This is a genomic window from Clostridium homopropionicum DSM 5847, assembly GCF_001263795.1.
Taxonomy (GTDB): Bacteria; Bacillota; Clostridia; order Clostridiales; family Clostridiaceae; genus Clostridium_H; species Clostridium_H homopropionicum.
Map to the genome: position 1 here is coordinate 162,822 of NZ_LHUR01000013.1, position 11,656 is coordinate 174,477.

General features: G+C 29.2%; 19 protein-coding genes. 17 read left to right on the plus strand and 2 right to left on the minus strand.

Annotated features, from left to right (window positions below; genetic code table 11):
- The first annotated feature begins 48 nt into the window (after positions 1–48).
- Entirely contained in the window at positions 49–891 is an 843-nt protein-coding gene (gene ylqF, locus CLHOM_RS05665; RefSeq protein WP_052220726.1) for a ribosome biogenesis GTPase YlqF, read from the plus strand.
- Positions 892–897: 6 nt separating this feature from the next.
- On the plus strand, positions 898–1,719 hold the full coding sequence (locus CLHOM_RS05670; RefSeq protein WP_052220727.1) for a ribonuclease HII: 822 nt from the start codon (positions 898–900) through the stop codon (positions 1,717–1,719).
- A 22-nt stretch (positions 1,720–1,741) separates the two neighbouring features.
- Here the strand turns inward: CLHOM_RS05670 and CLHOM_RS05675 are convergent, their stop codons facing one another.
- Positions 1,742–2,110, minus strand: coding sequence for a YraN family protein (locus CLHOM_RS05675; RefSeq protein ID WP_052220728.1), 369 nt, complete (start codon positions 2,108–2,110; stop codon positions 1,742–1,744).
- 127 nt (positions 2,111–2,237) lie between these two features.
- Between CLHOM_RS05675 and CLHOM_RS05680 the strand changes: the two genes are divergently transcribed.
- Positions 2,238–2,888 carry a magnesium chelatase domain-containing protein gene (locus tag CLHOM_RS05680; RefSeq protein ID WP_052220729.1) on the plus strand — a complete coding sequence of 217 codons (651 nt, stop codon included), beginning with the start codon at positions 2,238–2,240 and terminating at the stop codon, positions 2,886–2,888.
- A gap of 238 nt (positions 2,889–3,126) precedes the next feature.
- Here the strand turns inward: CLHOM_RS05680 and CLHOM_RS05685 are convergent, their stop codons facing one another.
- Positions 3,127–3,321, minus strand: a complete 195-nt coding sequence (locus CLHOM_RS05685) for a CopG family ribbon-helix-helix protein (RefSeq protein WP_052220730.1) — start codon at positions 3,319–3,321, stop codon at positions 3,127–3,129.
- 125 nt (positions 3,322–3,446) lie between these two features.
- Between CLHOM_RS05685 and CLHOM_RS05690 the strand changes: the two genes are divergently transcribed.
- From CLHOM_RS05690 to CLHOM_RS05750, 14 genes are all read left to right on the plus strand, one after another.
- Positions 3,447–3,842, plus strand: a complete 396-nt coding sequence (locus CLHOM_RS05690; RefSeq protein ID WP_052220731.1) for a hypothetical protein — start codon at positions 3,447–3,449, stop codon at positions 3,840–3,842.
- A gap of 30 nt (positions 3,843–3,872) precedes the next feature.
- Positions 3,873–4,028 carry an aspartyl-phosphate phosphatase Spo0E family protein gene (locus CLHOM_RS17835; RefSeq protein WP_082204362.1) on the plus strand — a complete coding sequence of 52 codons (156 nt, stop codon included), beginning with the start codon at positions 3,873–3,875 and terminating at the stop codon, positions 4,026–4,028.
- Positions 4,029–4,471: 443 nt separating this feature from the next.
- Positions 4,472–4,684, plus strand: a complete 213-nt coding sequence (locus CLHOM_RS05695; RefSeq protein WP_052220732.1) for a hypothetical protein — start codon at positions 4,472–4,474, stop codon at positions 4,682–4,684.
- Between the two features lie 26 nt (positions 4,685–4,710).
- Entirely contained in the window at positions 4,711–4,899 is a 189-nt protein-coding gene (locus CLHOM_RS05700; RefSeq protein WP_052220733.1) for a hypothetical protein, read from the plus strand.
- A gap of 18 nt (positions 4,900–4,917) precedes the next feature.
- Entirely contained in the window at positions 4,918–5,181 is a 264-nt protein-coding gene (locus CLHOM_RS05705) for a hypothetical protein (RefSeq protein WP_052220734.1), read from the plus strand.
- A gap of 1 nt (position 5,182) precedes the next feature.
- Entirely contained in the window at positions 5,183–5,551 is a 369-nt protein-coding gene (locus CLHOM_RS05710) for a hypothetical protein (protein ID WP_052220735.1), read from the plus strand.
- Complete coding sequence (locus CLHOM_RS05715; RefSeq protein ID WP_052220736.1) at positions 5,551–5,733, plus strand: hypothetical protein; 183 nt, start codon at positions 5,551–5,553, stop codon at positions 5,731–5,733. The genes CLHOM_RS05710 and CLHOM_RS05715 overlap by 1 nt, the downstream gene beginning before the upstream one ends.
- 192 nt (positions 5,734–5,925) lie before the next feature.
- Positions 5,926–6,174, plus strand: a complete 249-nt coding sequence (locus tag CLHOM_RS05720; protein WP_052220737.1) for a hypothetical protein — start codon at positions 5,926–5,928, stop codon at positions 6,172–6,174.
- A 3-nt stretch (positions 6,175–6,177) separates the two neighbouring features.
- Entirely contained in the window at positions 6,178–6,471 is a 294-nt protein-coding gene (locus CLHOM_RS05725; RefSeq protein WP_052220738.1) for a hypothetical protein, read from the plus strand.
- A gap of 312 nt (positions 6,472–6,783) precedes the next feature.
- Positions 6,784–6,990, plus strand: coding sequence for a hypothetical protein (locus CLHOM_RS05730; protein ID WP_052220739.1), 207 nt, complete (start codon positions 6,784–6,786; stop codon positions 6,988–6,990).
- An 84-nt stretch (positions 6,991–7,074) separates the two neighbouring features.
- On the plus strand, positions 7,075–7,839 hold the full coding sequence (locus CLHOM_RS05735) for a replication initiation protein (RefSeq protein WP_052220740.1): 765 nt from the start codon (positions 7,075–7,077) through the stop codon (positions 7,837–7,839).
- 666 nt (positions 7,840–8,505) lie between these two features.
- Positions 8,506–9,165 carry a type II restriction-modification system restriction endonuclease gene (locus CLHOM_RS05740; protein WP_052220741.1) on the plus strand — a complete coding sequence of 220 codons (660 nt, stop codon included), beginning with the start codon at positions 8,506–8,508 and terminating at the stop codon, positions 9,163–9,165.
- Entirely contained in the window at positions 9,152–10,702 is a 1,551-nt protein-coding gene (locus CLHOM_RS05745; RefSeq protein ID WP_052220742.1) for a hypothetical protein, read from the plus strand. The genes CLHOM_RS05740 and CLHOM_RS05745 overlap by 14 nt, the downstream gene beginning before the upstream one ends.
- Before the next feature lie 260 nt (positions 10,703–10,962).
- Entirely contained in the window at positions 10,963–11,514 is a 552-nt protein-coding gene (locus CLHOM_RS05750) for a site-specific integrase (RefSeq protein WP_052220743.1), read from the plus strand.
- Positions 11,515–11,656: the final 142 nt, after the last annotated feature.

Below are 11,656 nucleotides of genomic sequence, written 5' to 3' on the forward strand. Positions count from 1 at the left end.
TTTTATAAAGAAATATAAACATCTGTAAATTATGAGGAGGTACAATAAATGCCTATAAATTGGTTCCCTGGACATATGGCTAAAACAAGAAGACAAATAAAAGAAGATTTAAAGTTAGTAGATGCAGTAATAGAAATAAGAGATGCTAGAATAGTTAAGTCCAGTACTAACCCTGATATAGATGAACTTTGTAAAGACAAACCTAGAATAATTTTGTTAAATAAAAGTGATTTAGCAGAGGAAAACATCACTAGAGAATGGATAAATAAACTTTCTAAAGAATTTATTAAAGTGTCTAGTGTTAATAGCTTAGATGGAAAAGGATTATCTAATATCAAAAATCTAGTGAATGATCTTTTAAAGGAAAAGCATGAAAGATTGAAAAATAAAGGGATTGTCAATATAACTTCAAGAGCAATGGTTGTAGGTATTCCTAATGTAGGCAAATCTTCTTTTATAAATAGAATGGCTAAAAATTCAAGGGCAAAAGTAGGAGATAAGCCTGGAGTAACTAGAAGCAGCCAATGGATTAAAACAAACTTAGGAATTGAACTTCTGGATACTCCTGGAGTTTTATGGCCAAAATTTGAGGATGAAGAAGTAGGATTAAATCTAGCATTCACTGGAGCTATTAAAGATGAAATAATGGATATAGAAACCTTAGCTTTAAGATTAATTGAAAGGCTTCAAAAATATTATCCTAATCAATTAATGCAAAGATATAAATTGGATTCATTAAGTGAAGATTCATTAGAAAACATGGATAATATTAGTCGAAAAAGAGGAGCAGTTATTTCTGGAGGCAATATAGATTATAATAGAATTTCTGTCCTAATTTTAGATGAGTTTAGAGGTGGTAAATTAGGACCAATATCTCTTGAAAGGCCGTGATTTTAAATGCTAAATAAAAATTTGAGCCAAATGAATTCTACAGAAATAAAAGAATACATATCAAAAGTTCTAAGTGATAATTCAAATAATTATGACTATGAATTATTAATAAACCTTCTTCTAGAAGATGAAAGAAAGTCAGTAAAAAAAATATCTGATAGAGTTAAATTATTCGTAGAAAATAGAGAAAAAGAAATAAATAGAGTTACTAATATGTATAAATTTGATCTTGAATTTAGTAAATCTACATATATAGCTGGTGTAGATGAAGTGGGAAGAGGACCTCTAGCGGGCCCTATAGTTGCAGCTGCTGTTATATTAGATTTGAATATTGATTCTACACAGGATTTACTTTTAAAAATAAATGACTCAAAGAAATTATCGGAAAAAACTAGAACTGAACTTGATTTAATAATTAAAGAAAGAGCTTTAAGCTATAGAATTGAAGAAATTAGCGGTGAAGAAATAGATGAAAAAGGAATTGCCTGGTGCAATAATGAAGTTTTGAAAAGAACAGTGATTGGGTTAGATATTAAACCAGACTTAGTATTATCTGATGGATATGCTATTAAAAATTGCCCTTTTGAAAATAAATTTGTAATAAAGGGTGATTCCAAAAGTGCAAGTATTGCTTGTGCTTCTATAATTGCAAAAGTCTACAGAGATAATTTAATGAAAGAATATGATAAACTATATCCTGAATATAAATTTGAAAAAAATGTAGGCTATGGAACAAAGGAACATATTGAAGCTATTGAGAAATATGGGTGTTCACCTATTCACAGAAAAAGTTTTTTGAAAAATATAATGAATTTTATAAATAACTAAGGTTAACAAATATGTTAACCTTTTAAAATGCATTTTCTATAACATTTATACTAAAATCATCTGATTTTCTGTCAAGAAATACTTCAATTACATCAAATCTAAATTCATATTCAAATAACTTATTCTTATTAATGTAGTATTCAGCTGCTTTTCTAATTTTCTTTATTTTACTGTAAGTAACAGCTTCCAGCGGCATACCATAAGAGGTGTTAAATCTGCTTTTTACTTCAATAAAACATATACAGTTTGCATTATTAATGGAGCTAATAATGTCAATTTCACCTAATTTACATTTAAAGTTTTTTTCTAAAATTACATGTCCTCTCTTTATAAGTAAATCTTGAGAAATTTCTTCCCCATAAGTTCCTATTATATTATTGAAGCGTTTCATTTAATCAACTCCTTTTTTCTAATTATATCCACTGATCAAAAATTTATCATTTAGTCAAAAATAAAAATATTATTTTATATTATATAAATGAATAATATGTCAATAATCTCTAATGAGGTGATTAAAATTGACTATTAATATAAATTCATCAACTTTTACAGGGTTGAAAGGTATAATGGTTAGTATTGAAATTGATATAAGTAACGGATTACCTAGCTTTAGTATAGTAGGACTTCCTTCTACATCTGTTAAAGAATCTAAAGAAAGGGTTAGATCCGCCATAATAAATTCCGGCTTTAAATTTCCGCTTAAAAGAATCACAATTAACATGGCTCCAGCTGATTTAAAAAAGGAAGGAGTCTTATTTGATTTACCGATTGCACTAGCAATTCTACTAGCTACTAATCAAATTGTAGTGAATAATCTAGACGAGTTTTTGTTTATGGGAGAGCTTTCTTTATCAGGAGATTTAAAGAAAGTTAAAGGTGCGTTACCAATAGTAGTTGATTCAATAAACAATAAAATTACTAAATTTATCATACCTATTGATAACGCTAAAGAGTGCGCAGTAATAAAAAATGCTGAGATTTATCCTTTTGAAAATTTGAATCAAGTAATTGATTATTTAAGATATGGGGATTTAATGCCTTACTCATTAGGAGAGATAAAATATAATGAAAAAACTTATGAAGACCTATGTGAAGTAGCAGGGCAAGAAAGCTGCAAAAGAGCAATTGAAGTTGCTGCAGCAGGAGGTCATAATATACTTATTTTATAGTACATTACCAAGTAGGTACAAACCAAGCAAAATCAAGGCTTTTAAATAATATAATAAAGCCAGTAACAACATATTTTATGACCGCCAGCTAAAAATGCAGCAGTTAGCTTTATTAGTATGTTTATACTTACATAACTTTTATTTTTTATAATTTTATAAATTACCTCATGTTTAAAATTATTGCCAAGTATAATCATTCTAAACATGATATAAATTAAGGAGGGTTAGTTATTGCAAACTAATCCTCCTTTTCACTTTCAATAAATTTTACATTTTTTAAGGCATATTTTAAAGCCATATTAATAAGTTCATTCCTTGAACGATTACTTTGTTTAGCCAGTTCATCAAATTTATCTTGAATAACTTTATCTATTCTTATTGATATTGTAACTGACTTATCTTCTTTAGGGGTAATTATAAAATCATTATCCATTGTGCTCACCTCATATATTAAGTATATGGTATGTAATAGTATAAAAAAATATTGCAATTTGTAGTTAATATATATTACAATTTGTGTTATAATATATTGTAAAATTTTAGATTTGAGGTGGTAAAATGAAAAACAAAAAGAAAATCCTTCTATTATTAATCAGTTGTATTTTTATTATTACACTGGTTGGTTGTGGTGGTGGCAGTAAAGAAACCACAATTAATGATGATACTACAAAAGCATTTGATGAACTAATGACAAAGAACAGTAATTTATATGACTATGGTGAGTACAAGCTAATAACAAAGAGTAAGGAAACTACATTAGATGTATATTTGATGTTTAAGTCAAAAGATATCTATAGGGTTGGTACTGTAACAGCTATTAGGAATTTAGTAGTTGAGCATTTAAGCGGTAAATATAAAGAGAATACAATTCATTTACAAATTGGTGTAAGCAATGGCGGAGGTGTAGTAGATTATGTATATAAAAATGATTCATGGGATAAAGAAGTTGAATAATAATTATTATTTAGGTAATGGAGAAATATTATGGAGGAATTAAGAAAAATAATGTATAAATTAATTGAACAAAATGGAATATCATCAAGTAAAGTTTTAAATATAAGCATTGAACTGGACAAGCTGATAAATGATTATTACAAAAAATACTATCAATATAAACAAAATGGCATATTAAAAAATTGAGATTCATTTTACATAATATGGATTCTGTTGTATAATTAAATCGTGGGGGAAAACCTCACATAATAAAGTTAGGGCTAAACTTAAAAACCCAAGAATTTTCTTGTGGTTCTTTAAATTCTATACCTCTCATATTGCCTTAACTTCTAACATCTAAAAAGTAGGGGTTTACTGTGGTTTATAAACCATATGTTAAGGGCGGGAGCAACCCTTATAAACTCTCACAACCGTTTTTTCCGTTTCTTATAAAATACTCTAAAATATTATTTAGGGTGGCTTATAGTATTATTATCAAGCCTTAATAATCCCCAGTAATGTATATCGCCATACATTGCTGGGGGATTTTTTTACCCATTTTTAGAGTTCCGAAATTGTTAAAGTAAATAATATTCATTCTCCTTTATAATAAAAGTGTAAGTAAATGTAAATAAAGGAAGTGATTAAAAATGGCATTATCGCCCGAAGCTTTAGAAGTGAGAAGGAAATATATACGGGAGTATATGAGGGAATACCGTAAGAAGAATAAAACTAATGATAACTATTGGGAAAAGAAAGCTAAAGAAAAGGAACATAATTTAAGGTTGCAAGTACAAAGGCAATTAAAAGACGATATTTCAATGTTTGAGTTAGCTGGGTATTACTTCAGCTATGACAAATAAAAAAATTATTTTAGGAGGGATTTTAAATGTCAATTAATAGTGTAAACGGAATTTATTTTATTGATGGCTCATGTATTACAGACAATGAACTAATGAACAGGGTTAATGCAAAGATTACAGAACTTAAAGCACAAGGCAAAACAATAGTAAGTGTATCTATAGGCGGCACTGCCCCAGCAATAGGTGCATTTATAGTAATTGGAACAACTGCTTAATTAAAGGAGGGATAAAATATGTTACAAATTACAAGGGTTGAACCTATAAATAAAAAGTATGTAGACATGGAAAAACTTTATACTGAAATACAAGCCGATAAAGATAATTTTAGTTCTGAAGAATATGGAATATCTGGGGCTTTATATGGTAATGCACTTGATAAATTTAAAGGTGCTATAAATGCACAAATAAAAGACATTGAAGCAAATGGCGAGAATGTTATAGGTATAGGGGTTATAGGCAATGAAACCCCAGTGCTTTTTATAGGGGAGGATAAATAATATGAGTTATGAAAATATAAGTAGAACCGACCAATTTATTGACAGGGTTCAAGATATAGCAATAAAGAACCCAGAAGTTAGTGGCGAAATGCAAGAGGCATATAAGGAAGCGGCAATAAGGGCGGTATCACAAAGGTATTTAGCAATGTTTCAAACAGTAGTTGAAGATTTTAAAAGTGCTACTAATGAATTAAACCCAGCAGATAAAGATTATAAAAGAAAATTAGTAGAATTGAAGCGGAGTGCAACAAGTTCCGCTCAATTAATAGCCAGCAAACTTCCACAGACAGCTGATTTTGATATTTATATAAGTGCTGTAAATATTTTAGTAAGTGGTTTATTTGAGCAAGCAAAGGGGGCGACCGAATAATGGAAAATAAGCAACTACAAGAAATATCAGATAATAACCTAAAAATGAAGATTGCAAGGGATAAATATTTTAGTGCTAACAGAATTGATTATGAACCCGTTCAAGTAACCGAAGAAGATATTAAGAAATTTAATGAAGCAGGAAATAATATAGAATTACAGAGAGCACATTTTTTTAAATAGCTTGTACCTTAATTTATATAGGGCTGGGCGGAAAATAAATAAAAACCCCAGCCCATTTATATAAGAAAGTATTATAAAACTATACAGTAAATGTACTAATACAGGTATGTAATCATATAGAAAATGTTATTAAAATATCGTGATAAATCAAGTAATATCAATAAATCTAATACAGAGGGAGGGGGGCTGAATATGAGCAATATAGAGAATACAAGCAATGAACAAGTACCTAAAAAGATAAATACAGTTAGATTGAACACCGCAAGCAAAGTAACAAAGTTTATGGCAAATGTTATAAATCAATTAAATCAAGGGAAAATCGACCCCAACAAAGCAAGGGCACTGGGGTATCTATGTTCAGTACAGCTTCAAGGCATAGAAAAGGCTGAACTTGAAAAGAAAATTGAGGAATTAGAAACCAAGATTAAAGGGAGGTATTAATATATGTATAGTTTATTAAGGCGGGCAAATAGGTTAATTAATTTACTTGACCCAGTTGACGGTATATCAATAATAGTATTTGCTGTGACACAAGAGGACAAGCCAGTTGAGCAAGAGTTACCTAAAGAATGGGCTAATTTAGAATATGAGCCATTTATACCAGATGAACTTCCTAAAGAATTAAAAAATGCGGCAACACTGGGGGAACTTCAAAAGCTATGTAAAAAAGCAGGCTATGGGCTTGATATTCTACCAGTTAAATCGCTGGGTGATATATGGGAAGATGAAAATATTTAGTTTTTTACAATTTCATTACAGGCAATATTATAAAAAAACTGTAACTTGTAAATGACATTTATATCAAACTGTAAAAGATAAATAAAATTTACAAAACACCTATTAAGTTTTATATAGGTATCGAATGAACCAGCTAATTTATAGCTGGCTCTTTTCAGTTGGATAGAAATTAGTATCAATAAATCTTTAATTTTAAGCCCCTGTTTTTATAAGATGGTGTAATTATATTACCCTATTAAAGAAAATGCAGACAGCGGCACGACAGGCGGCGGACAATATGGAATTTATAAATTTAAAAAGGCGGTGCAGGCAATGCAAATTAAATTTAGGCTATTCAACCATTATATATTCTTCATTATTAGAAAATCAAACAGAAAAAAGCCTTCAAAAGTTAAGCCAGCAAGAAAGCCAGTTGTAAGGTTGAGCAATTACCAAAAGGCACAGGCAAGAATTAAAGAAATTAAGCAGTTTATAAATGAAAACGAGCAAACCAGCAGGCGGAACCATGGTGTTTATTAGTTGAAAACTTTAATCGCTGACGGTTTTTACTATATATTTTATAAGCGGTACAGCAATCCGCAAATATAAAGGGGGTTCTTTGAAATGAGAAATAAAGTAATAACATTATCAAATAAGCTGGCATTAAGTATTCCACAATTAAGCACACAGGAAAGCCGCTTGTTATATAGAATACTTTATAATATGTCTTATGAAATTAAATTAGAAAATGATGTTTATGGTGTTGGCACTGGTAATTTAACAACCGCATTCAATAGCGAAACATTATACAGTTTAAATATACCATTAAGAATATTCAAAGAATATTTTACTTCAAATGTAACTAAAAATCAGATATGCAATTACCTTCACAAACTGCAATCAATAACCGTACAAGTAAATTATATTGATGATGAACTGGGAGAAGTTGCATATTTTAATAGCCTGTTCAAAGGCATATATTATTATAGTGATGTTGACATGGTGCAAATTACTTTTAACAATGCTATATATCAAAATGTGGGCGATATTGTAAAGGAATTTACTCTGCTCGAACTTGATGAAATTAACAAACTAAAGACAGGCATAGGGCGAAAACTTTATATACTTTTAAGAGTTCATGAAGGGCATAATTATAATGTACTAATGACTAAAGATGACTTCGATAAATACTTTGATTTTGTTGGTGTTGAAACTACAAACCAAAATAAACTAATACAAAGGGGTATAAATGATTTAGAAAAACAGCTCGGAGTTACTGTAAAAATGACTAAAATAAAAAAGGGTAATAAAGTAACCCAAGTAAATATATCATGTAATGGACTAAAAAAGTTATATAATGCTGAACCATTATTTAGAAATAAAAACTAAAATGAATTGATTTTAAAAGATAATGACGGGTGCAAACCCGTCTACTTTTATATATACTTTTATTAATACTTTTAATATACTTTTACAGGGCGGGAACACAAGTGACGTCAAGGCTTCAGCGGTTGCAAGATGGTACAAATTTATGACCAAGCTGGTACAGATTTATGACTTAGCTGGTACAAATTTATGACTTAGCTGGTACAAATTTATGACCCTGTACCTTGTATGGTACTCCCCTCTGCGATATATGTCCCTTCACCTTTTAAACTTTCTCTGGGGCATATATAGCATAAGACAGCAAGCCCAGCGGCAAGCCAGCCAAAAGATAATATTTAGGTAGTGCAATTATACCTCCTCCAATTTTAAAACTTATACATGGCAAAATAATTGATACAGTATAATAAGAATTTAAGAGTGTGTGAAAAAAAGTTATGGCAACCACTTTAATCTTCTGTGAAAAGAAATATATATTTAATGTGGGGTAAAAACCTACACAACAACATTCGTTTCCTTTTTTATACAGGTTAAAGAACCCCTTATATTAAAAAAGTCCCAGCAATGGGGCAATTTTTTTATCTGATAAATTTATTATACATATGGGGTATTGTGTTAAATTATATGATATAATTAAAAGGATTATATCAAAATATAGGGGGTAATTATTAAATGAAACCAAGAATGACGATAGAAAATTTGATAAATGAAGCGAAAATATTTTGCGAGAAAGAAACTAAAATTAATCATACTGATTTATTAGGTGTTACAGATGGAAAAGCTGTTGGAACTTATGTTGAACACAAGTTTAAAAATTTTCTGAAACAAAAATATGAATTAGAAATTGGTAACAGTGCTTCTGGTATTGATTTACCATCAAGAGATATTAATACTGATATTAAAGTAACTTCTGTTAGACAACCCCAATCTTCTTGTCCTTTTAAGTCTGCAAGGCAAAAAATATTCGGTTTAGGTTATAATTTAATAGTATTTGTCTATGAAAAAATTGACACAGAAAACACTTGTACTCTTAACTTTGTAAATTGTACATATATTGATAAACTAAGAACAGCAGATTTTACAACCACGAAAAGAATACTTGAAATGTTAGAAGATGGTGCAAACAAAGAGGATTTAATAGCATACTTCCAAGACCGAGGAATTCCAGGAGATGAAATCACTCATAATGATTTAGCAGATGAAGTATTAAGAAGGAAACCTCTTCAAGGTTATTTAACTATATCGAATGCTTTACAGTGGCGGTTACAATATGGTAGAGTAATTGGGTTAAATAATAAAATAGAAGGAGTAATAAACTTTGATTGGAAATAATGTAAAAACTAAAGATATAGTAGAATTTGGAGATTATCAAACTCCTGAAGATTTTGTAGATAAGGTATGTCTTTACTTAAAGAATAACCTTAATATTAATCCTAAATATATTTTAGAGCCGACTTTTGGTCTGGGGAATTTTATCAAGGGCAGTTTAAAGGCATTTAATAATGTTGATAATATTTTCGGAATAGAACTTAACAAGAAATATTATGACTATGCCAGTGATGAAATAAGCAAATTACATATTATGGATAACAAAGTTGTATTGTTTAATGAAAATATATTTAATTTTGACTTTAACAAAATAAAATCTAAAATTAATAAAACTGATAGTTTGTTAGTTATAGGGAATCCGCCATGGGTAACTAATTCAGAATTAACATCGATGGATAGTAGCAATTTACCTATTAAAGAAAATTTCAAGGGTTTAAGCGGACTGGATGCTATTACAGGCAAAGGAAATTTTGATATTGCTGAATATATTATATTACAGCTATTAAATGAATTTAAAGATTATAATTGTTATATTGCTATGTTATGTAAAAACATAGTAGCAAAAAATATCGTTAGGGATTTGGAAAAATATGATTTTACATTGTCTGAAATTAAAATGTTATGCTTTAATGCTAATGATGTATTTAATGTTAGTTGTGAAGCCTGTTTACTAATTATGAAAGTTGGTGGAAAAGAAAGATTAATCTGTGATGTTTATGATTTTAATAAACCGACAAAGAAAATCAGAATGTTTGGCTGGACGGGTGGCAATTTTATTTCGGATTTAGGTAATTATTCTCAAGATATAGATGGTTTATGTCAATTAGAATGGCGACAAGGTATAAAACATGATTGTTCAAAGGTAATGGAACTCACACATAGTTCTAAAAATGAATTTACTAATGGCTTAAAAGAAAAACTTCATGTTGAAGATGATTATATTTATCCCCTATTAAAAAGTAGTGATATAAAAAAGTATATAATAAAGGATACAAGAAAATATGTTATAGTAACCCAAAGAAAAGTTCGAGAAGAAACCGACAGTATTAAAGATAAGTCTCCTTTATTATGGAATTACTTGCAAGAACATTCACAACTATTGGATAATAGAAAATCATCTATTTATAAAAAAGCCCCAAGGTTTGCGATCTTTGGAGTTGGCGATTACTCATTCAAACCTTATAAGGTTGCTATTTCTGGATTTTATAAAACTCCTTTGTTTGCACTGGTTTATAATACTATTGAAAAACCAATAATGCTTGATGATACTTGTTATTTTTTAGGATTTGATAATTATAACCATGCTTTAATTACAACACTATTATTAAATAGCAAAATAGTGCAAAATTTTATTAAGTCTATAGCTTTTCTGGATTCTAAAAGACCTTATACAAAAGATATTCTTATGAGAATTGATTTACTAAAGGTAGTAGAAAATATAAGTTTCAAAGATTTAATCTCAATAGCTGATAATTTAAAAATTGAACATAATTTAATAAATGATGATTACATTGATTTTTCAAATTCATTGAGAAATTAATTTTAAATGGTCTATGTGCAGTGGACCATTTTTTTTTATTGCTAAAAATATTACACAATGTCCATAGTGTTAAATTTAGCATTTTAGCGATAACCCAGTATGGAAGCGGCATGAGGGCATTTCTGCATTTTATAAGCCGACAACATATGACAAAAATATAGAAAAATTTAACATAATCACTTGCTCTGTAAACTTTATTATTATATAATATATCCATTAAATGGAATATATGTAATAACATGACGAAAGGCGGTGATGTATTGAACACAGTGCAACCCATAAGGGATAAAGCCAAAATACAACAGGTAAAAGACGAACTCTTAAAAACAGGGGTTAGAAATTACATGATGTTTGTTATAGGTATTAATACAGGCTTAAGGGTGAGCGACCTATTAAGGCTTAAGGTTTCAGATGTTAAGAACAAGCCCCATATATTAATAAGGGAAAAGAAAACAGGTAAGGCGAAGCGATTTTTAATTAATAGCAGTTTAAGAGTTGCAATTAATACTTATATTTCAGATATGGCATTACTTGATGATGATTACTTATTTGCAAGTCAGAAAGGTATAAATAAACCATTAACAAGGGTGCAGGCTTATAACATACTGAACAATGTGGCTAAAAAATGCGGACTGCAAGAAATAGGAACTCACACAATGCGAAAGACCTTCGGATATTGGCATTACAAGCAATATAAAGATGTTGCAATATTGCAGGATATTTTTAACCACAGCTCCCCAAGTATTACCCTCCGTTATATAGGTATTACAGATGACATTAAAGACAAGACCATTGAAAACTTTTATTTATAAAACTTATAAAACTTTAAAGTAATCTAGTGATTTAAATTAGATAGTCTTTATAGTAATTTTAATAGCATTTTTCTATATCTAGTAATCTATAAAGAAAGTTAAGTTAGTGAGATTATGTATAGTTTAAATAGTATTAACACAC